At 58.9% G+C, this 24,480-nt stretch carries 24 protein-coding genes; 12 read left to right on the plus strand and 12 right to left on the minus strand.

Annotated features, from left to right (window positions below; all coding sequences use genetic code 11):
* The first annotated feature begins 327 nt into the window (after window positions 1-327).
* Both P3T25_RS03010 and P3T25_RS03015 read left to right on the plus strand, forming a co-directional pair.
* Window positions 328-1,137, plus strand: a complete 810-nt coding sequence (locus tag P3T25_RS03010; RefSeq protein WP_429357430.1) for an NAD(P)H-dependent oxidoreductase — start codon at window positions 328-330, stop codon at window positions 1,135-1,137.
* 80 nt (window positions 1,138-1,217) lie between these two features.
* Window positions 1,218-1,691, plus strand: a complete 474-nt coding sequence (locus P3T25_RS03015) for a VOC family protein (RefSeq protein ID WP_429357431.1) — start codon at window positions 1,218-1,220, stop codon at window positions 1,689-1,691.
* Window positions 1,692-1,781: 90 nt separating this feature from the next.
* Here the strand turns inward: P3T25_RS03015 and P3T25_RS03020 are convergent, their stop codons facing one another.
* The 7 genes from P3T25_RS03020 to P3T25_RS03050 form a co-directional block, all read right to left on the minus strand.
* Window positions 1,782-3,260, minus strand: a complete 1,479-nt coding sequence (locus P3T25_RS03020; RefSeq protein WP_429357432.1) for an aldehyde dehydrogenase — start codon at window positions 3,258-3,260, stop codon at window positions 1,782-1,784.
* A 26-nt stretch (window positions 3,261-3,286) separates the two neighbouring features.
* Window positions 3,287-4,114, minus strand: coding sequence for an HpcH/HpaI aldolase/citrate lyase family protein (locus P3T25_RS03025; RefSeq protein WP_429357433.1), 828 nt, complete (start codon window positions 4,112-4,114; stop codon window positions 3,287-3,289).
* A complete protein-coding gene (locus P3T25_RS03030; protein ID WP_429357434.1) occupies window positions 4,107-5,483 on the minus strand; it encodes an MmgE/PrpD family protein in 1,377 nt (458 codons plus the stop codon). Before P3T25_RS03030 ends, P3T25_RS03025 begins: the two co-directional genes overlap by 8 nt.
* 25 nt (window positions 5,484-5,508) lie before the next feature.
* On the minus strand, window positions 5,509-6,687 hold the full coding sequence (locus tag P3T25_RS03035; protein ID WP_429357435.1) for a CaiB/BaiF CoA transferase family protein: 1,179 nt from the start codon (window positions 6,685-6,687) through the stop codon (window positions 5,509-5,511).
* Between the two features lie 10 nt (window positions 6,688-6,697).
* Window positions 6,698-7,858, minus strand: a complete 1,161-nt coding sequence (locus P3T25_RS03040; protein ID WP_168435631.1) for an acyl-CoA dehydrogenase family protein — start codon at window positions 7,856-7,858, stop codon at window positions 6,698-6,700.
* Between the two features lie 20 nt (window positions 7,859-7,878).
* Window positions 7,879-8,754, minus strand: coding sequence for an FAS1-like dehydratase domain-containing protein (locus tag P3T25_RS03045; RefSeq protein ID WP_429357436.1), 876 nt, complete (start codon window positions 8,752-8,754; stop codon window positions 7,879-7,881).
* 104 nt (window positions 8,755-8,858) lie between these two features.
* Complete coding sequence (locus P3T25_RS03050; RefSeq protein ID WP_429357437.1) at window positions 8,859-9,779, minus strand: LysR substrate-binding domain-containing protein; 921 nt, start codon at window positions 9,777-9,779, stop codon at window positions 8,859-8,861.
* A 291-nt stretch (window positions 9,780-10,070) separates the two neighbouring features.
* On the opposite strand from P3T25_RS03050, the gene pruA reads away from it, so the two are divergent.
* The 3 genes from pruA to P3T25_RS03065 all read left to right on the plus strand — a co-directional run bounded on the left by pruA (window position 10,071) and on the right by P3T25_RS03065 (window position 14,142).
* Window positions 10,071-11,624, plus strand: coding sequence for an L-glutamate gamma-semialdehyde dehydrogenase (pruA, locus tag P3T25_RS03055; RefSeq protein ID WP_429357438.1), 1,554 nt, complete (start codon window positions 10,071-10,073; stop codon window positions 11,622-11,624).
* A gap of 78 nt (window positions 11,625-11,702) precedes the next feature.
* Complete coding sequence (locus P3T25_RS03060; RefSeq protein WP_429357439.1) at window positions 11,703-12,917, plus strand: pyridoxal phosphate-dependent aminotransferase; 1,215 nt, start codon at window positions 11,703-11,705, stop codon at window positions 12,915-12,917.
* Between the two features lie 61 nt (window positions 12,918-12,978).
* Window positions 12,979-14,142 (plus strand): NAD(P)/FAD-dependent oxidoreductase, encoded by a 1,164-nt coding sequence (locus P3T25_RS03065; RefSeq protein ID WP_429357440.1) that lies wholly within the window; start codon window positions 12,979-12,981, stop codon window positions 14,140-14,142.
* A gap of 18 nt (window positions 14,143-14,160) precedes the next feature.
* Here P3T25_RS03065 and P3T25_RS03070 read toward each other — a convergent pair whose 3' ends face one another.
* The 3 genes from P3T25_RS03070 to P3T25_RS03080 form a co-directional block, all read right to left on the minus strand.
* A complete protein-coding gene (locus P3T25_RS03070) occupies window positions 14,161-14,925 on the minus strand; it encodes a helix-turn-helix domain-containing protein (RefSeq protein ID WP_429357441.1) in 765 nt (254 codons plus the stop codon).
* Between the two features lie 130 nt (window positions 14,926-15,055).
* Window positions 15,056-15,661, minus strand: a complete 606-nt coding sequence (locus P3T25_RS03075) for a thiamine pyrophosphate-dependent enzyme (protein ID WP_429357442.1) — start codon at window positions 15,659-15,661, stop codon at window positions 15,056-15,058.
* 8 nt (window positions 15,662-15,669) lie between these two features.
* Window positions 15,670-16,185, minus strand: a complete 516-nt coding sequence (locus P3T25_RS03080; RefSeq protein ID WP_266257814.1) for a thiamine pyrophosphate-binding protein — start codon at window positions 16,183-16,185, stop codon at window positions 15,670-15,672.
* Window positions 16,186-16,487: 302 nt separating this feature from the next.
* Here P3T25_RS03080 and P3T25_RS03085 point away from each other — a divergent pair, with 302 nt between their 5' ends.
* Genes P3T25_RS03085 through P3T25_RS03095 form a run of 3 tightly spaced genes read left to right on the plus strand, consistent with a single transcriptional unit; the run spans window position 16,488 to window position 18,541 of the window.
* Window positions 16,488-17,237 (plus strand): electron transfer flavoprotein subunit beta/FixA family protein, encoded by a 750-nt coding sequence (locus P3T25_RS03085; protein WP_429357443.1) that lies wholly within the window; start codon window positions 16,488-16,490, stop codon window positions 17,235-17,237.
* 13 nt (window positions 17,238-17,250) lie between these two features.
* On the plus strand, window positions 17,251-18,195 hold the full coding sequence (locus tag P3T25_RS03090; protein ID WP_429357444.1) for an electron transfer flavoprotein subunit alpha/FixB family protein: 945 nt from the start codon (window positions 17,251-17,253) through the stop codon (window positions 18,193-18,195).
* A 40-nt stretch (window positions 18,196-18,235) separates the two neighbouring features.
* Window positions 18,236-18,541, plus strand: a complete 306-nt coding sequence (locus tag P3T25_RS03095; RefSeq protein ID WP_429357445.1) for a hypothetical protein — start codon at window positions 18,236-18,238, stop codon at window positions 18,539-18,541.
* Between the two features lie 132 nt (window positions 18,542-18,673).
* On the opposite strand, the gene P3T25_RS03100 is transcribed toward P3T25_RS03095, so the two are convergent.
* Together P3T25_RS03100 and P3T25_RS03105 are read right to left on the minus strand one after the other, a co-directional pair.
* Window positions 18,674-19,339 (minus strand): hypothetical protein, encoded by a 666-nt coding sequence (locus tag P3T25_RS03100; RefSeq protein ID WP_266257694.1) that lies wholly within the window; start codon window positions 19,337-19,339, stop codon window positions 18,674-18,676.
* A 112-nt stretch (window positions 19,340-19,451) separates the two neighbouring features.
* Entirely contained in the window at window positions 19,452-20,147 is a 696-nt protein-coding gene (locus P3T25_RS03105) for a fumarylacetoacetate hydrolase family protein (protein ID WP_266257695.1), read from the minus strand.
* Between the two features lie 310 nt (window positions 20,148-20,457).
* Between P3T25_RS03105 and P3T25_RS03110 the strand changes: the two genes are divergently transcribed.
* The 4 genes from P3T25_RS03110 to P3T25_RS03125 all read left to right on the plus strand — a co-directional run bounded on the left by P3T25_RS03110 (window position 20,458) and on the right by P3T25_RS03125 (window position 24,476).
* Window positions 20,458-21,360: a LysR family transcriptional regulator gene (locus P3T25_RS03110; protein WP_266257696.1), complete on the plus strand. Its 903-nt coding sequence runs from the start codon at window positions 20,458-20,460 to the stop codon at window positions 21,358-21,360.
* 229 nt (window positions 21,361-21,589) lie between these two features.
* Window positions 21,590-22,489 (plus strand): helix-turn-helix domain-containing protein, encoded by a 900-nt coding sequence (locus P3T25_RS03115; RefSeq protein WP_429357535.1) that lies wholly within the window; start codon window positions 21,590-21,592, stop codon window positions 22,487-22,489.
* Between the two features lie 165 nt (window positions 22,490-22,654).
* Window positions 22,655-23,416 carry an SDR family NAD(P)-dependent oxidoreductase gene (locus P3T25_RS03120; RefSeq protein ID WP_266257697.1) on the plus strand — a complete coding sequence of 254 codons (762 nt, stop codon included), beginning with the start codon at window positions 22,655-22,657 and terminating at the stop codon, window positions 23,414-23,416.
* Window positions 23,417-23,603: 187 nt separating this feature from the next.
* Window positions 23,604-24,476, plus strand: coding sequence for a pirin family protein (locus P3T25_RS03125; protein WP_429357446.1), 873 nt, complete (start codon window positions 23,604-23,606; stop codon window positions 24,474-24,476).
* Window positions 24,477-24,480: the final 4 nt, after the last annotated feature.

Genomic DNA, 24,480 nt, shown 5'->3' on the forward strand with positions numbered 1-24,480 from the left:
GTTCTCCGCAGAGTGATGGTGCCTTGTGGTGAATTGAGCGCCATTGCGGAAAGGGGTTCGCTGGCCGACGTAGGGGTGTATATCCTCAAGAAATGTGCAGAATTCCGCGCAAATTAGCCGAGCCTCTTCAAGACCGGAATTTCGCAAAGATCCAGAATGCTGTAAACCGAACCGATCGCTGCCACGGGGATTGCGTTCCAGAATGGGGTGCGATCCCTGAGCCTGCCTGCTGGGATTCCACGGGGCGATGGCGGCATAGACGGAACGAATTCAAGTGCAGGCCACCGGCCCGCACGCTCAATGAACTGGTTTTTGTGGAGTTTTCGCATGAAAGTGCTTATCGTTTTCGCTCACCCCGAACCCAAATCGTTCAATGGTGCGCTGAAAGATACGGCTGTCTCGACCCTGAAAGCGCAGGGGCACGAGGTTCAGGTAACCGACCTGTATCAACTGAAGTGGCGGCCCGATCTCGGCGTCGAAGACTTCGTGGGTGAGCGTCTCAATCCTGACTTCCTCGATCTTTCGGCGGAACAGGAACATATGTTCGGGACGTCCACGAAACCGACGCCTGACGTCTACGCCGAGCAGCAGAAGGTGCTCTGGTCCGATCTGATCATCTTCCAGTATCCGATGTGGTGGTTCGGGATGCCGGCGATTCTGAAGGGCTGGGTGGATCGCGTGATGACCCGCGGATTCGCCTATGCGACCGGGCGGAAATACGAGACCGGTATGTTCAAGGGCCGCAAGGCGATGGTCTCCACCACGACGGGAACGGCCGCGAGCCTTTACGAGCCAGACGGTGTCGACGGTGATATCAATCATATTCTCTGGCCAATTCACAACGGGATCTTCAATTACCTTGGCTTCGATGTGCTGCCACCGCACGTTTCGTGGATGCCTGGCCGTGTGAGCGCCGAGGAGCGGCAAGCGTACCTCGACGCCTACGCAGCGCGGTTGCGCACGCTCGAGAGCACGGAGCCCTTGTTCTTTCATCCCTTTGCGGACTTTGGTCCTGACCAACGTCTGAAGCCAGGTGTCGTGGCGCGTTCCGGCTTTCAATGGAACCCGGCCATCGGCCAGTCGCACGACGAGGCGGCAGAAACATACACGCCGAAGAAGATTGCGAAGGCGGGATGACCCGGTGTGACGTCGGGCCGTAGCTGCTGTCGAAAGCTTCTGCGGCCCAGCATCGAAACTGACCAGGAGTGAAACACACGATGGAAAAGCTACCCATGTTTCAGAAGCTGCACCACGTCTGTATCGTGGTTCGTGACATTGAAAAGGCCGTGGAGTATTACGAGTCGATCGGAGTCGGTCCGTGGACAGATTTTCCGCCGTTGGATGCATACGAACTGGACGGCTACGATCGCTCAGCCTTTCTGAAGATGCGCTATAAGTTCGCGAACATCGACAACGCCCAGCTGCAGCTTTGCCAGCCAGGAGACGGAGACACGCCGCAACGACGTTTCCTGGAGTCGCGCGGCGAAGGCGTCTTTCATCTCGGCTTCTCTGTTGAGAGCTGCGATAAAGCAGAGGAACAGGCTGCGAGCGCCGGACTGGACGTTCTGGCACGCGGGCGTCTTGACGATCGAAGCGGCTTCACGTACTTCAAGACCGTCAACGAAGGGGCTGGGGTCACGTTAGAGGTCAGGGCGCCGAGTACCAAGGCAACTCAAGGCATCAAGACCTGATACACGCTTTCCGTGTGATCCTTTCGTTATCCCCGTTGCCCTGATCGAATTCAGAAATGCCCCACGGTACACCGCGGGGCATTGTCACATTTATCTCATGACGAACGGGTTTGCAGTCTTGACCCCCGTATTGATCCAGACACTCTTCGTTTGCAGATACTCGCGGATCGCGTCTATACCGTTCTCGCGGCCAAGCCCGGAATCCTTGTAGCCGCCGAACGGCGACATGTAGCTGACCGCGCGATAGCTATTCACCCAGACCATGCCGGCCTGCAGCTTTTCGGCGACACGAATGGACCGGCCGATATCCTTCGTCCAGACCCCTGAGCCCAGACCGAAGCGCACGTCATTGGCGAGTGCAATCGCCTCGTCTTCGTCCTTGAACTTGATGATCGACAGGATGGGACCAAAGACTTCCTCCTGCGCGATTCGCATCCTGTTGTTCACGTCGCCGAAGATGGTCGGCTCGACGAACCAGCCACTACCGCATTCCGGTGCACTGCCAGGCTTTCCACCGAGCAGCAGCGTCGCCCCTTCCTGCTTGGCGGTTTCAATGTACGACAGAATCTTCTGGTATTGAGGACGCGTCGTGACCGGCCCGACCTGTGTATCCATACTCGACGGATCCCCCATTTTCGCGGTGCGTGCCAGCGTCAGGAGTTTGTCGACGAACGTGTCGTAGATGCTTTCTTGCAACAACAACCGCGAACCGGCGATACAGGTCTGTCCGGTCGCGGCGAAGATGCCGGAAACCGCGCCATTCACCGCGTCTTCCAGATCGGCATCCTCGAACACGATGTTGGGTGACTTGCCACCGAGTTCGAGACTAACGTGTTTGAATTGACGTGCTGCCGCCTCGTTGATCGCGCGCCCTGTGGAATCTGCGCCGGTGAACGTGATCTTCTTGACCAGGGGATGTTCCACTAAAGGCGAGCCGACGTCGGCACCAAACCCGGTCACGACGTTCACGACCCCCGGCGGAAAACCGGCTTCGGTGAAGAGCTTCGCAAACTCGATCGTGGACGCCGAAGTGAACTCGGACGGTTTGATCACAACCGTGCAACCTGCGGCCAACGCGGGCGCAATCTTCCATGTTGCCAGTAGCAGCGGCGAATTCCACGGCGTGATCGCGGCGACGACGCCCAACGGCTCATTGCGCGTGAAGTTGAAGTATCCCTTCTTGTCGAGCGGAATGACTGCACCCTGAATCTTGTCCGCCAGGCCGCCAAAATAGTAATACCACTGGGGCAGATACTGGCACTGGCCGAGCATCTCGGCCATGAGCTTGCCATTGTCCCGAACCTCGAGTTCGGCAAGCCGCCTGGCGTCCCGTGCGATCAGGTCGCCGACCCGATGAAGCAGCAGGCCTCGCCGGCTCGGAGACATCTGTGACCACGGTCCTGTACTGAATGCGCTGTGCGCCGCAAGCACCGCCCGATCGACGTCGGTCCCGTTGCCTTTTGCAATCTGCGCCCAGGTTTCTCCCGTGAACGGATTTTCCGTATCGAACCATTCGCCCGAAGTCGGCTGGCAAGATTCGCCATTGATGTACATCTCAAATCGTTGCATGACTCTCGTCTCCAATTGATATTGAATCAGGCGCCAACGGGCAGACGTCGCTGGGACTCTGCCAGGATTTCCTGCGCCTTTAGAATGACCGGCCGGTCGACCATGCGGCCGTCCACAGCAACGGCTGCGCCGTGGGATGCAGCAGCGCCAACGACTACCCGGTGCGCCCATTCGACATCTTTCTCGCTGGGGACGAACGCAGCATTAACCGCAGCGACTTGCCTCGGATGAATACAGAGCTTGGCGCCGAAGCCGAGCCGCTTTGCACGGATCGTGTCGCGCGTGATCTGCTCGGGATCGTCGAGCGTGGTGCAGACCCCGTCCACCGGCGGCAGCAGGTTGCCGATGCGAGAGGCGAAGACGATCTGTGAGCGGAAGTACAGAAGCTGCTCATCGTCGCCGTCAATGCCGAGGTCGAGCTGGAAATCCACATTACCGAATACGAGTCGGGTGGTCAGCCGGTGCTGGGCGATAGCGACGACATTCCGAAAACCTTGGGCGGTTTCGATCATCGGCAGGATGTCGGTCGGCTTGCCCGCGAACTCGCAGAGGAAGATATCGTCGATGCGTTCCGTCTTGGGCAGCATGACGGCTGCGACGGATGGCGCACGGCATAGAGCGATGTCGTCGCGAAACCATTCGCTGTTCACATCATTCACACGGACCGCCACCGGCGTACTGTTTGTCGACAGCCACTCGGCGAGGGCAGCCCGCGCGATCTTCTTCTCGGTGGGAGGCACTGCATCTTCCAGATCGATAACGACAACATCGACGCCCGACGCAGCCGCCTTGGCAAACCTGTCCGGCCGGTTGCCGGGAACGAAGAGATAAGACCGGGGTGCAAGGTCAGCCATGTTGAGTCTCCAGTTTCGATTCAGGGAGCAGTTTGGGTACGACGGTTGCATCGGTAATCGTCCATACCGACTTGATTGAGCGCTTGAGTTCGTCTTCGGTGGCCGCATTGCCATACAAACCCAGCGTGATCGTTTTGTGTTCGAGTTCAGCGCGCGTGAGCGTGTTGCCTGGATCACCCTTGGGGTCGTCCACGCGGCCCTCGAAAGTGCGGCCATCTTTCGTCTGAACGACGACCTTCCCGATCCAGCGTGACGGATAGGCCGTATCGACTTCAGGGTCGAGCACCATCGAGACCTTTTTGCAGAAGTGCGCGATCCTGCTTTCCTTGTAATAGCCGTCGAACTCGCGCACACCCGCGTGGCCGAATTCCGCGACCAGAGCGAGCACGGTGCCCATGGAGAACTTCGCCTGATGAACAGTCTTTGGGTCGGTTACCGGGCCGAGGACGTCAATTGCAGCCTGGTGAACATGAGTCACCACCGTCTCGATGTCATCCGGCACGAGCTTCTCACGCTGAAGAACGTGCAGCAGAGCATCGGCCGCCGGATGAGTGTGCCGGCACGAAGCGTGATACTTGAAGGACGTTTCGATCAGCGCCCAGCGCTCGCCGAGCGCTTCGGCGAGTTTGTCCGGATGCGTTTGCGTGGACATGCCGGCTCCCATGCCTTTCGCGCCCTCGAAGATATCCTTCGCGCCGGTGAAGCCGTCGGCCGCCAGATAGGCTGCGAGAAGACCGTTCGCCGCAGCCTTGGCCGTATGCAGTTGCTTGGAGTCCGCGGCGTCTTTCAAAAATTCCCAGAGTCCGGCCGCCTGGGTGCCGGCGGAGCCAAACGCATTCACCATGTGCTCGTCGCTCAATCGCAAAAGATTACCGACCGCGGCTGCGGCCGCGATCGTACCGACCGTACCGGTGGTATGAAAAATCCTGTAGTGCGACCGGCCGAGGAATTCACCGACACGGATGCCCACTTCATAGCCTGCGACAGACGCTGCGATGAACTCTTTGCCACTTCTACCAAGCGCTTGCGCAGCGGCCCACGCTGCGGGGAACACGACGGTTGCCGGGTGCAGAACCGAACTGTTGTGGAGGTCGTCCTGTTCGGCGAAGTGCGATGCGGCGGCGTTGATCATTGCCGCGAAGAGTGCGCTGGTGGTTCGGCGGGAGATCAGTACTTCGCAGGGACCAGACTGTGGTCCGAATTCGAATGCGTACTTCTGGATCGTCTCGACAGGACGCGCTTCGCGGCCAGCCAGTGCTGATCCGAACCAGTCAAGGAAGAGGTCTTCTGTGCGTGCCACCACGTCTTTGGGGATCTGTTCAAACTTGAGATTGGCCGCAAACGAAGCAAGAATCTGGGTGTTGCTCATAACAGGCTTACCTTAACTGGGGGAGTTAGATCACGGCCGCTTCACGAAGCTCGCGGATGGCATGAGTCGAAAAGCCCAGTTCATTCAAAAGGGCTTCGGTGTGTTGGCCTAACGCGGGCACGGCGTCCAGTCGAACATCGGATGCTGTACTGATGCCTGGCGGCAGCAGGGCAGGAATGGAACCGGCAGGCGAGTCGATGTTCACCCAGCGATTGCGTTCCTTAAGCTGCGGATGCGACCACACGTCGGGCATATCATTCATTCGCGCGTTGGCGATCTGCGCGCTATCCAGCCGACTGATGACTTCTTCCGAAGTCAATTTGCTGAATGCAGCGACAATGATTTCGCGCAGTTCCTCGCGTGCTGCCACCCGCTTCGAGTTGGAACTGAAACGAGGATCGATGGCGAGTTCGGGTTCCAGCAAAACCTGTGAGCAGAAGACACCCCATTCACGCTCGTTCTGCAATCCCAGCATGACTGTCTTTGCATCGCCGGCGGGGAAGGGGCCGTAGGGGTAGATGGTCGCGTGAGCGGCGCCGGCACGCGGTGGCGGGGATGCGCCATCGAACGCGTAGTAAAGGGGATACGACATCCACTCCACCATGCTCTCGAGCATCGAGACGTCGATTTCCCGTCCCAAGCCGGTCTTCGATCGTTGCAGAAGCGCGGAGAGGATGTTCGTGTAGGCGTACATCCCCGCAGCGATGTCAGCAATGGAACAGCCGGCTTTTGCCGGTGAGTCCGGACCGCCGGTAATCGACAGGAACCCGGACTCACTCTGGATCATCAGGTCGTATGCCTTCTTGTCCCGATAGGAACCATCGGATCCGTAACCGGAGATGTTGCAGACAATCAGACGGGGATACTTCTCATGCAACGCTTCATACGACAGACCCAATCGCGCTGCGGCGCCGGGTGCCAGGTTCTGCACAAGCACGTCGGTGTCCTCAAGCAGGCGCTCGAAAATACCCTGCGCTTGCGGGGCCTTGACGTCGAGCGTGAGGCTCTCCTTTGAGCGGTTGCACCATACAAAGTGCGAGGCCATGCCGTTCACGCGCTCATCGTAGGCACGCGCGAAGTCACCGACACCCGGGCGTTCGATCTTGATCACGCGTGCGCCAAGATCCGCGAGTTGGCGGGTGCAAAACGGTGCTGCAATCGCGTGTTCGAGGGTGATGACCTTCACGCCGTCCAGCGGTTTCATGTCCTTCCCCTTAGAAAGAACGTGGCAGCCCGAGCAGATGCTCGGCTACGTACGAGAGAATGAGATTGGTCGAGATCGGCGCGACCTGATAGAGCCGTGTCTCGCGGAATTTGCGTTCGACGTCGTATTCGTTCGCAAAGCCGAAGCCGCCGTGGAACTGCAGGCATGCGTTGGCCGCCTCCCAGGAGGCGTCAGCCGCAAGCAGCTTGGCCATATTGGCTTGCGCGCCGGCGGGCTGCCTGGCGTCGAAAAGCTCGCAGGCCTTATATCGCATCAAGCTCGCCGCTTCGACGTTGACGTGCGCACGGGCTATCGGAAACTGCACGCCCTGGTTCTGTCCGATCGGGCGGCCGAAGACGACGCGTTCCTTGACGTACTTACAGACCTTGTCGAGGAACCAGTAGCCGTCGCCGATACATTCAGCGGCGATCAGCGTTCGCTCGGCATTCAGGCCATCGAGGATGTATTTGAAGCCTTTGCCTTCTTCGCCGATCAGGTTCTCGGCGGGAATCTCGAGGTTGTCGAAAAATAGCTCGTTGGTCTCGTGATTCACCATGTTCGGAATGGGACGCACGGTCATGCCCTTGCCGACTGCCTGATGCAGGTCGACCAGAAATATCGACATGCCCTCGGATTTCTTTGCGACCTGATCGATCGGCGTGGTCCGCGCGAGCAGAATCATGAGATCGGAATGCTGGATCCGGGAGATCCACACCTTCTGACCGTTGACGACGTATCGGTCACCTTTGCGCACGGCGGTTGTCTTGAGCTTGGTGGTGTCGCTGCCGGTCGTCGGCTCGGTCACGCCCATCGACTGAAGCCGCAACTTTCCGCTGGCGATTTCCGGAAGATATTTGGCCTTTTGCTCTGCCGAGCCGTGCCTGAGCAGTGTCCCCATGTTGTACATCTGCCCGTGACACGCACCGGAATTGCCGCCGCTGCGGTTGATCTCTTCCATGATCACCGAAGCTTCGGTCAGTCCGAGCCCTGAGCCGCCAAATTCCTGTGGAATAAGGGCTGCGAGCCAACCGGCGTCGGTTAGGGCTTGTACAAAGGTTTCAGGGTAGGCGCGTTCCTCGTCGATCTTGCGGAAATACTCGGCGGGGAAGTTGGAACACAGATCGCGAACCGCTTCGCGAATGTCCTGATAGGGGTCAATGTTAGCCAGCACTTGTCTCTACTCCTCTGAGTTCATTTTTGAAAAATATACGCGGGTGCCGTTAGCGTCGCCTTGGCGTCGACGCACAACACGCCATTGGAATTGGCCGCCCAGAGCTTCGCTTCGGTCGATCCGGGGGCACGAGCCGCGTAGATAAAAAAGGGGGCGCAGTCAAAGAGCGGGTTGACCGCTTTGAATGAGAAAGAAGCAATCGATTCGCCAGGAAGGCTGCGCCGCAGGAGATCGATCAGCAACGTCGCAGTTAATGGCCCGTGAACGACCAGCGCCGGATAGCCTTCCTGTTCCTGGGCGTAGGTGCGGTCATAGTGAATGCGGTGGCCGTTGAAGGTATCGGCGGAGTAGCGAAAGAGCAGGACCGGATCCAGCACGATCTCCCGTTTCCAGGTGAAATCCGTCGGCGCGCTCGGGCCGGTTGCCGTGGCGTACGCAGTCGTTACGGACTCGCGGTACACAATGTCTTGCTCCTCGGAAACCAGCGGACCTTCGAGGTCTTCCAGTTCGTGACGCAGACGCACAAACACGAGCTTTCCTGTGCGCCCTTCCTTGGCGGCGACGTCAAGAATCTGCGACGTCCTGGTGACTTCGCTGCCGACCACGAGCGGACGTTCGAACCGGACCCGGCTGCCCGCCCACATGCGTCTGGGTAGTGGCACTGGCGGCAGGAATCCACCACGTTTCGGATGTCCGTCCGCGCCGACCTGCGATTGCGAAACGATGTGGGGAAACAACGCCCAGTGCCACAGCGGAGGCAACGGAGAACCGGCATGAGGGACGTCCTCATAATCCAGCGTCGCGGCGAGTTGTTGCGTGAGACGTGGCGAGACGAATTCGCGCTCGACCTGTGTACGGCCGATCCAGGTGCGCAGGTAGTTGAGTTCAGCAGTCATGGGGGCGTCGGGTAGCGTCGTTCACGCTAGATTGACGCACCGGCCTGCTGACTACAATTTGTGTGTGGAGAAGAGGGCTTTAAACGCAGACTAACTGCTGACGTTCAGGCCGGCTGGGGCTCGTGATCGCTTTTGCACTTCTGCGTGAGGAGGTCGACCAATTCCCGTGCGAAAGACGGCAGCAGGTCGAGGTTGCGCACGCAGATCAGCAGATTGCGCGTCGCCCAGTCGTTCTCGATTTCAACGAGCCGGATGTTCATGGTCTTCACGTAGCGCACCGCTGACGAGCAAGGCAACACGCCGATCCCGACGTTGGCCTCGATCATTCGGCACAGTGCTTCGAAGTTACCCACTTCAATGCGCACCTGAAGCTTTTTGTGCATGTCGCTTGCTACGCGGTTCAGAAAGGTATGAATCGCGCTAGCTTCGGGCATTCCGACGAAGTCAAACCCGCTTGCCTCTTCAAATGGAATGGAGGTCTTCCCGGCGAGGGGGTGCGAATGCGAGACCGCCAATATGAGCCGGTCCGAGCGGTACGGCAGGACTTGGAGAGATTCGGGCCTGACATTGCCGGCGACTATCCCGACGTCCGCCGTGCCTTCACTGACCGCGCGCACCACGTCATGGCTCAACCGTTCGCGAAGCTCGACGTTCACGTCGGGGTGCTCGGCGAGGAAGTCACGCAGGTCGTTAGGAAGAAATTCAGTGGTGGCAGTCGTGTTCGCAAAGATTCGCACATGACCTTTGATGCCGCGTGCGTACTCCTGCATGTCGCCGCGCAACTGTTCGAGCTGCGAGAGGACCAACCGGGCGTGGTGAAGGAATGCCTGGCCCGGCGGCGTGAGCGTAACGCCCTGGCTGGTCCGATACAGCAGCTTGGTCCCCATGCTTTCTTCCAGATTCTTGATCCGGGTGCTTGCAGCAGGTACGGACATATGAAATCGCTCGGCACCACGCGTCAGGCTATCCGTCTCTGCGATACATGTGATGAGACGAAGATCAACGAGATCGAAATGCATGGCCATGATACGTGCTCCGAATGAAGAGATGCCCCGTTGATCCAGTGTAGCAAATAGCAGAAAGCCGCAAATCGGTATTTACGATGTTTTCCATCAAATTCTCAAGAGTCTCTATAGCAGAGCGCTATTGGAGGGTGTTTGCATCCTCCATGTTTCTATGATTGTGCAAAACTCCGCAAAATTAAAGGTGACTAGATCAAGACCGGAACAATTTCGCGCTGGACAATCGGTTCAAGGTGGCGTGCCGCGTTAGTCAGAGCGGCAAAGCAGCCCAAACCATTCAATCTGGAGAAAGCGATGTTGATTGCGCCGTTCAAAAACGAGCCGTTCGATTTGTTCGACACCGAAAGTGCCAAAGCAGACATGCAGCAGGCTCTGAAAAAGGTGCGTGCCGAGTTTGGCAAGACCTATCCGCTGGTGATCAATGGCGAGCGCGTGCAGACCGAGGCGACACTCGTCTCGACGAATCCGTCGAATCCGGACGAGATTGTTGGCTATACCGCCAAGGCGACGACGCGGCACGCGGACGCGGCGCTGGACGCCGCCTGGGCGGCCTTCGAATCATGGAAGCGTTGGAGCCAGGAAGATCGGTCGCGCGTCATGTTGAAGGCCGCGGCAATCATGCGTCGGCGCAAGCGCGAACTCGAGGCATGGCTGGTTTATGAAATCGGCAAGAACTATGTCGAAGCGAGCGCCGAAGTCGCGGAAATGATCGACTTCACCGAGTACTACGCACGTCAGGCGATCAAGCACGTCGGCGGCCTCGGTTCGCTGATTGATTATTCCGGCGAAGAGAACGAAAGCTTCTACATCCCGCTGGGCGTGGGTGTGACGATTTCGCCGTGGAATTTCCCGATGGCGTTGATGACCGGCATGACGGTCGGCGCAATCGTGGTGGGTAATACGGTCGTTTGCAAGCCTGCGGAAGATACGGTGGTGTCACTGGCGAAGATCTTCGACATCTTCGCCGAAGCAGGTCTGCCGCCCGGCGTGGTGAATTATCTGCCGGGTACCGGACGCGAAATCGGGTCGTATCTGGTCGCCCATCCGAAGACGCGCTTCATCAACTTCACAGGCTCGCTCTCAACCGGCGCCCAGATCAACGAGTCCGCTGCAAAGCTTGCCGAGGGCCAGAAATGGTTCAAGCGGGTCTTTCTTGAACTCGGTGGCAAGGATGCCATTCTGGTCGATGAAACGGCCAATCTCGATGACGCTGCGACTGCCGTCATCCAGGCAGCCTTCGGCTATTCCGGCCAGAAGTGTTCGGCCTGCTCGCGTCTGATCGTGGTGGATTCGGTCTACGACGCATTGCTCGAGAAGGTCGTTGCGAAGACGAAGGAACTCGTTGTCAGCGAAGCCAAGGACAATCCGAGTTTCGGTCCGGTCTGCAATGAACTGCAGTACAAGAAGGTGCTGTCGTATATCGATATCGGTCACACCGAGGGCAAGCTGCTAACGGGTGGCAAGGCCGTGGAAAATGCAGCGGGCTATCTGATCGAGCCGACCATCTTCGGCGACGTGTCGCCCCGCGCTCGCATTGCACAAGAGGAAGTGTTCGGACCGTTCGTCGCCGCGATTCGCGTCAAGGATTTCGAGGAAGGTCTGGCCGTGGTTAACGACACGGTCTACGGGCTGACCGGCGCGCTGTTCTCGAACGACCGCAGCCGCATCGAACGAGCACGCCGTGATTTTCACGTCGGCAATCTGTACTTCAACCGCAAGTGTACGGGCGCGCTGGTCGGTGTTCAGCCGTTCGGCGGCTTCAATCTCACGGGTACCGATACCAAGACGGGCGGTCCTGACTACCTTTTGCAGTTCCTGCAAATGAAGGCAGTGGCTGAACGTCTGTAAGCGTGCGTGTTCCGGGGCGCCACCGACAGGCAGCCCCGGTTCACACGGTAGGCTTTTAAAACGAACGGAATGAACACAATGGGCTTCATTGCAGACCGCATTGGCCAGATCGCGCCTGCGCAGACGATGGCAATGGCAGCAAAAGCGGCAGAACTGCGTCGTGCCGGGAAGAACGTTATTTCCCTTTCGCAAGGCGAACCAGACTTTCACACGCCCGAGAATATCCAGGCGGCGGCGGTTCGTGCGATGCGCGAAGGCAAGACACGCTACACGGAGGCTGCGGGTATTCGGGAGTTGCGCGAGGCGATCGTCGCGAAACTGAAGCGCGACAACGGTGTCGACTACCCAGTGGATGGCGTCAGCGTGTCGGTCGGTGCGAAACAGGCGATTTTCGCGGCCTTTTTCGCGACCCTCAATCCGGGCGACGAAGTGATCGTGCCCGCGCCGTGTTGGGTCTCCTATCCGGAGATCGTCAAAATGGCGACCGGCACGCCCATCGTCGTAGCGTGCGATGAAGCGGCAGGGTTCAAACTGACGGCTGCGCAGCTGGAGGCGTCGGTCACGCCACGTACCAAGTGGCTGATGCTGAATTCGCCATCGAATCCGACCGGGGCGGTTTACTCGGTTGAGGAACTCCGCTCCATCGCGGAAGTACTGCGTCGACATCCCCATGTCTGGGTGCTGTCGGACGACATCTACGAAAAGCTCATCTATACCGGAAGCCCGTTCGTCAATATCCTGAACGTGGCACCGGAGTTGCAGGAACGGACGCTCATCATCAACGGCGTCTCCAAGGTGTACTCGATGACAGGCTGGCGGATTGGCTATTCCGCCGGACCGGTTGCGCTCATCCGGGCCATGAATCTCGTGCAAGGGCAGATTGTCACCAGTGCGTCGTCGGTGTCGCAATACGCTGCGATTGAAGCACTCAATGGTGACCAGTCATTCGTAGAGAGATCGCGATCGGCTTTCGACGAACGCCGGAAGCTTGTGGTCAAAACGCTGAGCGACATTCCGGGACTCCACAGTAACGAGCCCGAAGGCGCCTTTTATGCATTTGTCGGCTGCCATGGCGTCATTGGAAGCCGTGCGCCGAGCGGCAGGCTTCTGGAGAACGACCAGGACTTCGTCATGTACCTGTTGGAAGAGGCGAACGTGGCGGTGGTTTCAGGTTCCGGTTTTCTGCTCTCACCGTACTTCAGACTCTCTTACGCCGCATCGCTCGACGACCTGAACGAAGCGCTGAGCCGGATTCGCGCCGCGTGTCAAAGCCTCGAAACTGTAACGGTCTGATCGTCCACTATCCATATACTGCTCGGCTCTCAGGAGCCCAACGAGCCTTCGAAGGTAAATCATGAGCGAAAGGATTGTCATCACGGGTGGTGGTGCAATTGGTTGTTCAATCGCGTATTTCCTGAGCCTCCAGAAGACGCCCGGACGTGAGATCTGGGTGATCGAAAAAGATCCAACCTACAGAATCGCGTCATCGTCGCTCTCGGCCAGTTCGATCCGGCAGCAGTTTTCAACGCCAATCTGCATTCAGTTATCGCAGTTCGGCTACGACTTCTTCTCTTCCTGCGAGCGGGAGAAGGCGCGGTACGGTGCCGGTGTCGATCTGGTGGATTGCGGCTATCTATTCGTGGGTAATGCGCAGCAGGAGAGCGTGCTACGTCGGCGAAGCGCACTGGCCAGATCGTTAGGCGTCGAACTGCGGGAACATTCCGCTGAAGCGTTGCAGCAGCGCTACCCGTGGATGAACGTCAGCGATCTGACTTATGGTGTTGAAGGCCTTGCAGGCGAAGGCTGGTTTGATGGCTACAGCGTTATGCAATGGTTCAGAAACCGTGCGAGAGAGGCGGGCGTTCATTTCGCCACGGGTGAAGCGGTGCGCTACCGTACACGCGGAGACCGGATTACTCACGTCGAACTGACCGATGGGCGGGAAATCTCTGGGGACACGTTCGTGAATGCAAGCGGAGCGTGGAGCGCGTCTCTTGCAAAAAGCGTGGGTGTCGATCTGCCGGTTCGGCCAAGACGGCGTTCCGCCTTCGTCGTGTCATGCCCGACGCCGATCCCGGATATGCCGATCCTGATCGATACGTCTGGCGTGTACCTGCGTAGGGAGCAGAACCATTTCCTGTGCATCGTCTCGCCTTCGGCGGAGATGGATCTGGATAACCTGCCACTCGACGTGCAGTTTTCCGAGTTTGACGAGATCATCTGGCCGACGCTGGCAGAGCGGATCCCTGCGTTTGAGGCGCTACGCGTGGAACACGCATGGGCTGGCTACTACGAATACAACATCCTTGATCAGAACGGTATCGTCGGTCAGTCGGGGCCGGAAAACTCGTTCGTGGCGGCCGGTTTCAGTGGCCACGGCATGATGCACAGTCCGGGTGTCGGTCGTGCAATGGCTGAATTGCTGGCCTTCGGCGAGTTCAGATCGTTGGACCTCTCGCCGCTATCGCCGGCGCGGCTCACGTCGGGCCAACTTGTGATCGAAGAGGGTGTTTACTAGCACCCGGCAGGGGGGTGATCAGTGTGGATGCAGGCCACGCCCTCGCGCGTTTCGATACTGTCGGGGCGTGAGGTGCGTGGCGGACTTGAATTGCCGCGCAAAAGCACTGTGGTCCGCGTAGCCGCAGTCCGTCGCGATATCCGTAATGCTGTTGTCAGTTGTTTCGAGCAGCTTGCACGCGTGGTCGATCCGCAATTTCATCAGCAGTTGCTTGGGCGTCAGATGAAACACTTCACGGGTCAGACGTTCCAACGTATCGACTGAGATGGAGGCGCGTTCCGCCGCCTCAGTGACCAGGATGTTCTGTCCGAGGTTCTGTTCCAGATAATCCAGATATTCCAGTAAGCGGCGGTAGCCATGATGCCGTTCGTCGGGGCGAGGCAGATCGCGCGAGATGCCGATCAGTCCGATCGCTTGCCCCTCTTCGTTCAGTACCGGGAACTTGGAGCTCAGGCACCAGTATCGATGCCCCGATCCGGACGAGTAGAGGCGCAGGCGATCGACAATCGGAGACTGGGTTTCGATAACGTTCAGATCTTGCGCGTTGGTGCTTGCACCGGTCACGGGAAATAGCTGGTCGGCCGTCTGGCCAATCACGTCGTCGCGCGCCATGCCACTTCGGTTGATGAGCGTTTGATTGACGGAAAGATAGCGCGCCTGGGCATCCTTGATGTAGTACAGCACGTCCGGAAAGCAATCGAAGACGCGCTCGAGCATCTCGGGCTGCCGGTCCAACTGTCGAAAGACCTCCACCAACATATCGGAATAGGCCTTGGCGGGCATAAGGGGATCAGCGCGAAGTCACAGTGATCCTGATTGTACAGGGGGTGTTATCCGGGGCGGGAGCGAAGAAAGCGGTGGGGCGGCAGTTAGCCGCTCCACCGCTTTCCTGCAGGAATCCGTGCCTTGGCGCTTATTGACTCGCGTGGGCCTGGGCGCCAAGCAGTGCTTCACGGAAACGGCTTCGCAGATACGGACCGTCACGTGGGGGAAGGGCGGTGGGCTCGGGATCGGTTCCGACCTTTACCGTGGCGAGCACAGGACCCTTGGCCTTGAGAATGACCTCGACATACTCCTCGAGCTCGCCTTCGGCGTAGATCGTCGTCGCTTTTTCGAATCCGGCCGCGCGCGCGATTGCCGTGATGTCGACACCTCGCCCCGCGTGGGCCAACTGCATGCCCGTTTCCGCATAATGTTCGTTGTCGATAACGACGATCGAGAGATTGGCCGGCCGATCAACGCCCACGGTCGCGAGCGACCCGAGGCCCATCATCATTTCACCGTCGCCAACGAACACGATCACACGCTTCTCAGGCTGTGCAAGCGCAATGCCAAGACCGAAGCTGACGGCGCCTCCCATCGCACCCCAAAGGTAGAAGTTCTGTGGCGTGTCGCCGGCGGCGGCCACATCGAAGGTCGGATTGCCAAGGCTGGTCACTGCCAGAACGTCCTGCTGCCGATCGCGGAGAATCCGCTTCACCGTCAGTCGACGGTTCAGGGGCGTCGTCTGCTGAGTCATGTTCGTGCTCACTTGTTAAAGTTTTTGGTGCCGATAACGCGCTGTCCGATCAGGACGGCGACCATCCGGGAGGTGTTGTAGCCGAAATCCAGCGCCGCGCGCACGGTCTCGGGGACCTCGGCGGGATCATCCGCGCGGTAGACATAGACGCCGGCCGATTCGAGGGCTTCCTGGGTGGATTTGCCCATGGCGACTTGCCAGGGATTGAATTCTCCCCACTCTCCGCGCATCGTGACCAGCATCACGATGGGCATGCGGCATTCGTGTTGCAGCGAGAGCATGTTGATGCAGTTGCCCACGCCGCTCGACTGCAGCAACAGTACGCCGCGCTGGCCACCGACCCATGCGCCGCCCATCATGGCGACCCCTTCTTCTTCGGTAGTCAGCGAAACCGCATGGATTTCGGCGTCTGCTTCACAGAGTTCGATAAGACGTTTGTGCCCCGCATCAGGCACGTATGCCACTTGCCGCACGTCAGCGGCTTTGAAGTGCTCGAAGATTGTTTCCGGCCAGTTGACTGACATGATGACGAGTTTTGGTAGGTTGATGAAAACGGATAGCCGTCGCGCTGAGCAGGGCGAATCGATTACCTTGCTTTGATGAGTGATAGCGTGCATCAGCAAAAGTCGTCGCTCAATTACTGATTGCGGAAGGCGCGATTAGGCTGGGGTTAACGGGATTTGTCGGTGTGGATGCACGCGCAGATCCTTTTCCTTCTGGCTTGTGTGTGCATTCGAGCGTCTGAAATGCAGCGTTCCAGAATGCCGAATTCCAACTCCTGGTTTGAGTAAGCACACTAGCGTGCAAACCGATTGGAGAGGGAGTCATGAAGATTGTTGTGCCGGTTAAGAGAGTGGTCGATTACAACGTGAAGGTCCGTGTGAAGTCCGACGGCAGTGGTGTTGACCTGACGAACGTAAAGATGTCGATGAATCCGTTCGACGAAATCGCGGTTGAAGAAGCCGTTCGTCTGAGGGAAGCGGGCGTGGCGACCGAAGTGATCGCCGTGTCGGCGGGTGTGACGCAAGCGCAGGAAACGCTGCGCACGGCGCTGGCAATCGGCGCGGACCGCGCGATCCTGATCGAGTCAGGCGAAGAACTGCAGCCGCTGGCGGTCGCCAAGCTGCTCAAGGCGCTGGTTGACAAGGAACAGCCGCAACTGGTCATCCTCGGCAAGCAGGCCATCGACGACGATTCGAACCAGACCGGCCAGATGCTGGCTGCGCTGGCGAACCTGCCGCAAGCTACCTTTGCCTCGAAGGTTGTCGTCGCTGACGGCAAGGCTACGGTGTCGCGCGAAGTCGACGGTGGCGCGGAAACGCTGTCGCTGAGCCTGCCGGCTGTGATCACGACCGATCTGCGCCTAAACGAGCTGCGCTACGTGACGCTGCCGAACATCATGAAGGCGAAGAAGAAGCCGCTGGAAGTCATCAAACCGGAAGACCTCGGTGTTGATGTGACGCCGCGCCTGAAGACGCTGAAAGTCGTCGAGCCGCCGAAGCGCTCCGCCGGTGTGATGGTGCCGGATGTGAAGACACTGGTCGAGAAGCTGAAGACCGAAGCCAAGGTGCTGTAAGGAGACGGACGAAATGACGAATCTGGTGAATCTTGTAATAGCAGAACACGACAGTGCGTCGATCAAGGCCGCGACGCTGAACACGATTGCAGCCGCGCAAAAGATCGGTGGAGATATCTACGTGCTGGTCGCAGGGCACAACGCACAAGCCGCAGCGGATGCGGCAGCGAAGATTGCAGGTGTTTCGAAGGTCCTGCTGGCCGACGCGGCGCAACTCGAAGCGGGTCTGGCTGAAAACGTCCAGGCAACCGTGATGAACATCGCGAAGGACTACACGCACATCCTCGCGCCGGCGACCGCCTACGGCAAGAACATCGCACCGCGCATCGCCGCGAAGCTGGACGTCGCGCAGATCAGCGACATTACCGCAGTGGACAGCGCCGACACGTTCGAGCGCCCGATCTACGCAGGCAACGCTATCGCCACGGTTCAATCTCAAGACCCGATCAAGGTCATCACGGTTCGCACGACCGGTTTCGACCCGGTGGCAGCAGAAGGCGGCAGCGCAACGGTCGAGAAGATCGAAGCGGCAGCTGACACGGGTCTCTCGCAGTTCGTGAGCCGTGAGGTGACGAAGCTGGATCGTCCGGAACTGACGTCGGCGAAGATCATCGTTTCGGGTGGCCGCGGACTGGGCAACGGCGAGAACTACACCAAGGTTCTGGAGCCGCTGGCCGACAAGCTGAACGCAGCGCTGGGCGCCTCGCGCGCGGCAGTAGATGCGGGCTTCGTGCCGAACGACTATCAGGTCGGCCAGACCGGCAAGATCGTCGCGCCGCAACTGTACGTGGCGGTCGGCATCTCGGGCGCGATCCAGCATCTGGCCGGCATGAAAGACTCGAAGGTCATCGTGGCGATCAACAAGGACCCGGAAGCGCCGATTTTCAGCGTCGCCGATTACGGTCTGGTGGGCGATCTGTTCACCGTCGTGCCGGAGTTCGAGGCCATGCTGTTTTAAGCGTACGTCGAGGGAAAGTCCAGGTCGGATGAGGTGACACGTGACCAATTTGAACGATATGAGGCATGTCAGAGCGGCGGCGGCCCTAGCCGCCAATGCCGAAGATGCCTCCATTTGGCGGTGGTTCGCATTGCTGCTTGAAGAGCGAAGGATTCGCTGGTGCTGTAGCAGTGACCGTTGGCTCGTGAGCGTTGACAACCGGCACGTCGCCACGGATAGCAGCTTCGATAAAGCCATCCGGATCGCGAGGCAAACCGTAAATTCAAAGAAGACCTTATCGCAGCGCCCAGCGCGGAGCACGCGCCGCTTGATCCAGATGGTCGTTTCAGCCGAAGAACAGTTCTGAGACTGTTTCTAAGCTTAGGCTAGATCCGGCCACAAGGCCTGTGGTAGAGGCGCGATCGCGCCCACCTGTTGCATGATCGAATCGACGTTTGCTACGCCCCCGGTGCCCGTCGATCTGTGTGGCGTGTCAGCATCAGTCCAGCGTCGCTCGAGCCAGAAAAGGGGCCAGGAGTTCCCGCGCGATCTCCGGCGTCACGACGTCGGCGGGTGCAAGTTTTTCATAGGTGTAGCTCTCTGGGTCGTCGTAGATACGCTCCGCGATGAGCTTGGGCTTCGGCTCATTCGTGTACGTGAAGATCTGGAAGAGGTGATGCGTCATCAGGTAGTGTGCCGCGGGGTCGGCATCGATGCCGTGATCCTTCAGGCACACTCCGGGTACGACATGGGTCCATACGGCTTCTGTGGTGACGCCGTAGTCGTCGACGCCCATGTTCATGGTTCGTGCACCCATCACGTTCTGGCGTGTTTCGGCGGCTTCGCGATAGAAGCCTTCGACGGCGACCTTGCCCGTCAGAACGTGCATCTGGCGCCGGTCGCCGACCCGGTACATGGGCTCATCGACAGTCAATTCAGGGACGATGATCTGATCCCAGTATCCCGCCACTTCCAGCAGTAAATGGCGCAAGTAGTTCTTTAACATGGCCTTGTGATGCGGATTGGTGGTCTTGTGGAGAAATGCTTCGACTTCCCGGGGCCATTTGGTCACGTCGAACTTTTCGGGGACATGCATCAACGTCAGCGCGTCCGTCGTGGGCATTTCTCGGCCTGGCGCCGCCAGGGTGGCGTATTTGTATTTCATGACTCGCTCCTATTGGTTGTACGAATGGAATTCAAATGACGTGTAGGTGTGCGCTCCTGCTTCAGGCAGGCGGCTTGCGAAAGCAGGTCACGTTGCGCCTCTGCGGACATGGTCAGCGCACCTTCACGCTCAACTCACCCAGACCAGTGATACCCCCCGTCATGATGTCCCCGCGGTGCACGGGCCCTACGCCTTCGGGCGTACCGGTATAGATGAGATCGCCGGGCTGCAGTTCGAAATACGTCGACAGGTTGGCGATGATTTCGGGTACGGACCAGATGAGCTTGCTGAGGTCTGTGCGTTGCCGATCCTCGCCATTGACCTGTACCCAGAGCGCGCCGTGATCGATGTGGCCGACTTCGCTGGCTCTGTAGAGCGGCGCAATGGGCGCCGATTGATCAAATGCTTTGCCCAGTTCCCACGGCCGCCCCTTGTCGCGCAGCGCCAACTGCAGGTCGCGCCGGGTCATGTCGAGACCGACCGCGTATCCAAAGACATGGTCCAGCGCATCTTCTACGGCGATGTCACTACCCGCGCGGCCAATCGCCACCACCAGTTCGATTTCATGGTGGTACTCACTGGTCTTCGGCGGATACGGAACTTCGACGGTTGTTCCAGGCGGGACGTTCACGATGGCATCTGCCGGCTTGCAGAAGAAAAACGGCGGTTCACGGTTTGGGTCGAAGCCCATTTCGCGAGCGTGGGCGGCATAGTTACGGCCTACGCAGTAGATGCGTCGAACCGGAAAGACAGAGTCGCCGCCCTGGATTGGCACGGCCGGCGTGGGTAAAGTGAACTCGATGTGCATGAAGGCAACTCCTTTGTTCTATAGCCGCTGATCGAAGATCCCGTGCCGGCAGTTCTTTGAGTGCTGGCGTGGCTGCACTCGTGTCAAGTGCTACGAAGTATGGTTGCGCGCTACATCTGCGTCCAACGAAGAAAACTAACGTCGTGATCGCGAAGTCAGATCACAATGCATTACGTCGGGTTGCCTGTCAGCCTGCCAGTCGGCTATGCAAATCCAGGCTGGACGGAGGCAAGCGAGTCCGGGCTTAAGTACTTGACACCACGCCTGGAAGACTATATTTCTCGACCCATACCATTCGGGAAATCGATATATGCTCGACGGCGTATCCATGGATCAGTTGCGTACCTTCATTGCGGCCGCGGACGAAGGAAGCTTCTCCGCAGCGGGACGCAAGCTTCGCAGGACACAGTCCGTCGTGAGCCAGACGCTCGCCAATCTTGAAGCGCAGATCAATGTGTCATTGTTCGACCGGAGCGGCCGCTATCCGCGCTTGACGGAGGAAGGTGCTGCGTTGCTTTCAAAGGCGCGGCTCGTCGTCGGCGACATGGATGGGTTCAAGTCGACGGCGCGAGCAATCGCAGAAGGACTTGAGCCGGAGCTTTCCGTCGTGGTGGACGTCATGTATCCGATGAGCTCGCTCACGGTGGCGGTCGGAGAATTCCGTGACGCGTTTCCTCATACGCCATTGCGTTTATATGTCGAAGCTTTGGGTGCGGTAGTGCAGCGAGTGCTGGAGCGCGCGTGCAGGCTCGGCATTAGCGGTTCCATGCCGGCCGTGCCCGAGACGATTGATGCCGAGAAGCTGCTCGATGTGCCGATGATCACCGTTGCCGCTCCGAAGCATCCTCTGGCGTCGTTCAAAAGAGTGATCCGATCGCGCGAGTTAGAAGAACATGTGCAGCTTGTATTGACTGATCGCACGCCGCTGACCGATGGGAAGTCGTTCGGGGTGTTCTCTCCGCAGATCTGGCGATTATCGGATCTGGGCGCAAAGCATGCGTTTTTGCTCGCCGGCCTCGGATGGGGCCACATGCCGGCGGCGATGGTGCAGGCCGATCTGATTTCGGGCGATCTGGTACCGCTGCGAATCGAAAACTTCCAGCCTCAAACGCCGCCGATCGCCATGTATGCGATCTATCGCAGAGATACACCGCCAGGCCCCGCGGGTCGTTGGTTCCTCGGTCGACTCAAGCAAACCTCAAACGAAGACTGACGTTCGCGGCCTGACGGATGGCTAGCCAGGAAGCGCGATCGTCATCGCCATTCAAGGTCGCTGCATGGCAGCATAGGCGGAAACGATGCGCCGTTTGGCGGTTGCCTTGCACGCAAGTCTTACTGTCCGATGATCTGTTGATCAGGAGGTGAGAATGGATGACGAAGCGCTCGGCATTTTTCGCTGGACGACGCGCGACTTTTCGCCCGCACGCCGGTTTGAGGCGTACATGGACATATTGTGTAGGCAATTAATCCATGTCTCGGGCAACAGCGCGAAAAGATCAGGCTTTTCTGCGGAGATCGCCTCGACTCAAATAGGAAACATGCGGGTCAGTTCGATCAGTGGTTCGACGCAGGATGCGTATCGCACACGCCATGACATATGTTGCGAAGACAAAGAAGAGTACTACCTGGTGGTGGGTATCGGTTGCGCCTGGCGTTTCGGCTTCGAGCAGGCAGTTGTTTCGCTACGTGCCGGGGATCTCGTGCTGTCTGACTCGCGTCGCGCCCAGCGTTTTCATTGGCCGGACGATGCGCTGGCGTTGAGTTTCGGGTTGCCCATCGACTGGGTGGAGACATGGTTGCCGAATCCGGCGGCAGTCGTGGGAAGGAGGATCAATGGCGATTCCGGATGGGGCGCGGCCCTATCGGCGTACCTCTCACAGTTAACGCCCGAGCGCGCGGTGACGGCGCCGTTGAGCAGCGATATTCTGACCGATCACGTCGGTGCGTTGCTAGCCCTGGCAACGGGTGAAATTACGGCTTCGCGTCAGGAGCAGGCTCCGCACAGGGACATGCACGTTCGCATTGTCGATTGCATCAAACAACGCAGCAGCGAGTTGCAGTTGACCGCCACGGATGTTGCCGCGTCGCTTGGGCTATCCGTGAGAACCTTGCATCGCATCCTTGCGTTACACGGCGATACGTTCGGCCGACGGCTTATCGACGCCCGTATTCAAACCGCCGAGCGCATGCTGCGATCGCGCCTGTTCGATCAGGTGACGACCTCGGAGATAGGGCGGCGAGCGGGATTCGTTGATCCGACCCATTTCATCAAGGTTTGTAAGAGCCGTTACGGCAAGACTCCAGGCGCGTTGCGCCGCGACAGGGGCACGGCCACGTTTTAATCTTCCATCGCGGCGAGAGCCGCGATGGGGGAGTGGCACACAAAACCATTCCTTTGGCGCGCATGGCCGATTCGTCCGCGTTGAGCGCTCTACCATGGTTACTACTACTTCTTCTTCGATCGCGTCGATGCACGGAAGTCGTCCAGCCAACTATGGAGAGAGCATATGCCCGACGTCATTCCAACACCCAATGAAGTTGCAGGAAAGGTCGTGCTGGTCACCGGCGCAGCGAGTGGAATCGGTCGTGCGATAGCCCTGTTGCTTCATTCCAGAGGTGCAAAGGTCATCGCCGAAGATCTGAGCTCGGACGTTGAAAAGCTCAGTCGCGATGGACTGGTTCCACTGAGGGCCGACGTCACGGAGGATGGCGCTGCAGAAACGGCGGTGGCGCTTGCCGTAGAGAAGTTCGGAAGGTTAGACGTACTGGTGAACAACGCCGGTCGCATCCTGTACAAACCTCTCGTCGAGATGACACGCGAAGACTGGGAGTGGCAGATGAATACGAACGTGACGGGCGCATTCCTGCATTCCCGTGAGGCAGCGAAGGTAATGATTCCGCGCAAGAGCGGTGCGATAGTCAACATCGCCTCGTACGCTTCCTTCTTTGCGTTTCCAGGAATTTCTGCTTATACCGCATCGAAAGGCGCTTTGGCGCAGCTCACGCGCACTCAGGCGCTCGAGGTTATCGAGCACGGTATCCGCGTGAACGCAATCGGTGTCGGCGACGTGGTGACCAATCTGCTGAACCACTTCATGGAAGACGGCCCAGGGTTTCTCGCAGAGCATGGAAAAGCCGCGCCGATCGGCCGGGCCGCGAAAGCGGATGAGATAGCGGAAATCGTCGCGTTCCTCGCTTCAGATCGAGCCAGTTTCATCGTCGGTGCGGTTGTGATGGCCGATGGTGGAATGAGCGTGCCCGTGGGTTGAAGGATCAGGCGTCGTCGTTGGCGGGGTAAGCGGCGAACCGAATGGGCATCTTCAAACTGCTCCGCGGAGAGGTTCGTTGCAGGGGACCTATAAGTCAAGGCGATGGATTCCATTAAAACATATTGGCTTCCGCTGGGGGTGGCCAGGCTCTAACCTTCGGTCATGTCATCTCCACAAGGAAATTGCCATGGCACCCGCCACTGATCTACTCGAAGCGGCCACTCTCGTAGGCCGGCCAGCCAATCTTTCACGCGTCATTGTTGCGCGTACGCAAGGGCGCCGGCATGGGCCGGTCACGCGCATCGTTAGCCCCGCCGAGCTGGGCGAGCTGATCAAGCCTTTCGTGTTCCTGGACTACTTCGATTTCACACCGTCGAGCGACGCACTGTTTCCAATGCACCCGCATTCGGGCATCGCGACGATCACGGTTCTGCTCTCGGGCAACCTGCGTTACGAAGACACAACGGGCGCATCGGGCGTGTTGTCCGCCGGCAGCGTCGAATGGATGAATGCGGGCAACGGCATTTGGCACGACGCCAGTCCCGCGGACCACAAGCGCTTTCACGGCTACCAGATGTGGGTGGCGTTGCCGCGCGCAATCGAGAATGGGGAACCGCAAACCCAATATCTTCACGCGCAGGCCATCCCGCATGTGGGTCCGGTGCGCGTGATTCTCGGCAGCTACAGCAACGCACATAGTCCGGTAGCGGCGCCTGACGGGATCAACTATCTGCATGTACGGCTCAACGCAGGCGAGCAATGGCGTTATGTTCCGCCGGCAGGACATACCGTTGCGTTTACCCACGTACATCGGGGCGCGCTTCGTGTTGCAGGCGAACGTCTGCGCAGCGAACTCGCGGTCTTCAACGAGTCCGAAGACGCGCTCGACTTCGCCGCGGACACCGACACCGAATTCATCTTCGCTTCCGCAGTAAAACACCCGCATGACCTCGTGCTCGGCTACTACTCGGTTCACACCTCAGAGGCCGCGCTGAAAGCGGGAGAAGCTCAGATCGCACGAATTGGCGAGCAGCTTCGCTTTCGCGGCCGTATCCGGTAATCAC

This window comes from Paraburkholderia sp. GAS32 (assembly GCF_050434225.1).
Classification (GTDB): domain Bacteria; phylum Pseudomonadota; class Gammaproteobacteria; order Burkholderiales; family Burkholderiaceae; genus Paraburkholderia; species Paraburkholderia madseniana.

Bases quoted from the DNA above. Each gene is read 5' to 3' on its own strand.
- P3T25_RS03010 (WP_429357430.1), top strand. From the start codon at position 328: ATGAAAGTGCTTATCGTTTTCGCTCACCCCGAACCCAAATCGTTCAAT.
- P3T25_RS03015 (WP_429357431.1), top strand. From the start codon at position 1,218: ATGGAAAAGCTACCCATGTTTCAGAAGCTGCACCACGTCTGTATCGTG.
- P3T25_RS03020 (WP_429357432.1), bottom strand. From the start codon at position 3,260: ATGCAACGATTTGAGATGTACATCAATGGCGAATCTTGCCAGCCGACT.
- P3T25_RS03025 (WP_429357433.1), bottom strand. From the start codon at position 4,114: ATGGCTGACCTTGCACCCCGGTCTTATCTCTTCGTTCCCGGCAACCGG.
- P3T25_RS03030 (WP_429357434.1), bottom strand. From the start codon at position 5,483: ATGAGCAACACCCAGATTCTTGCTTCGTTTGCGGCCAATCTCAAGTTT.
- P3T25_RS03035 (WP_429357435.1), bottom strand. From the start codon at position 6,687: ATGAAACCGCTGGACGGCGTGAAGGTCATCACCCTCGAACACGCGATT.
- P3T25_RS03045 (WP_429357436.1), bottom strand. From the start codon at position 8,754: ATGACTGCTGAACTCAACTACCTGCGCACCTGGATCGGCCGTACACAG.
- P3T25_RS03050 (WP_429357437.1), bottom strand. From the start codon at position 9,779: ATGGCCATGCATTTCGATCTCGTTGATCTTCGTCTCATCACATGTATC.
- pruA (WP_429357438.1), top strand. From the start codon at position 10,071: ATGTTGATTGCGCCGTTCAAAAACGAGCCGTTCGATTTGTTCGACACC.
- P3T25_RS03060 (WP_429357439.1), top strand. From the start codon at position 11,703: ATGGGCTTCATTGCAGACCGCATTGGCCAGATCGCGCCTGCGCAGACG.
- P3T25_RS03065 (WP_429357440.1), top strand. From the start codon at position 12,979: ATGAGCGAAAGGATTGTCATCACGGGTGGTGGTGCAATTGGTTGTTCA.
- P3T25_RS03070 (WP_429357441.1), bottom strand. From the start codon at position 14,925: ATGCCCGCCAAGGCCTATTCCGATATGTTGGTGGAGGTCTTTCGACAG.
- P3T25_RS03075 (WP_429357442.1), bottom strand. From the start codon at position 15,661: ATGACTCAGCAGACGACGCCCCTGAACCGTCGACTGACGGTGAAGCGG.
- P3T25_RS03080 (WP_266257814.1), bottom strand. From the start codon at position 16,185: ATGTCAGTCAACTGGCCGGAAACAATCTTCGAGCACTTCAAAGCCGCT.
- P3T25_RS03085 (WP_429357443.1), top strand. From the start codon at position 16,488: ATGAAGATTGTTGTGCCGGTTAAGAGAGTGGTCGATTACAACGTGAAG.
- P3T25_RS03090 (WP_429357444.1), top strand. From the start codon at position 17,251: ATGACGAATCTGGTGAATCTTGTAATAGCAGAACACGACAGTGCGTCG.
- P3T25_RS03100 (WP_266257694.1), bottom strand. From the start codon at position 19,339: ATGAAATACAAATACGCCACCCTGGCGGCGCCAGGCCGAGAAATGCCC.
- P3T25_RS03105 (WP_266257695.1), bottom strand. From the start codon at position 20,147: ATGCACATCGAGTTCACTTTACCCACGCCGGCCGTGCCAATCCAGGGC.
- P3T25_RS03110 (WP_266257696.1), top strand. From the start codon at position 20,458: ATGCTCGACGGCGTATCCATGGATCAGTTGCGTACCTTCATTGCGGCC.
- P3T25_RS03115 (WP_429357535.1), top strand. From the start codon at position 21,590: ATGGACATATTGTGTAGGCAATTAATCCATGTCTCGGGCAACAGCGCG.
- P3T25_RS03120 (WP_266257697.1), top strand. From the start codon at position 22,655: ATGCCCGACGTCATTCCAACACCCAATGAAGTTGCAGGAAAGGTCGTG.
- P3T25_RS03125 (WP_429357446.1), top strand. From the start codon at position 23,604: ATGGCACCCGCCACTGATCTACTCGAAGCGGCCACTCTCGTAGGCCGG.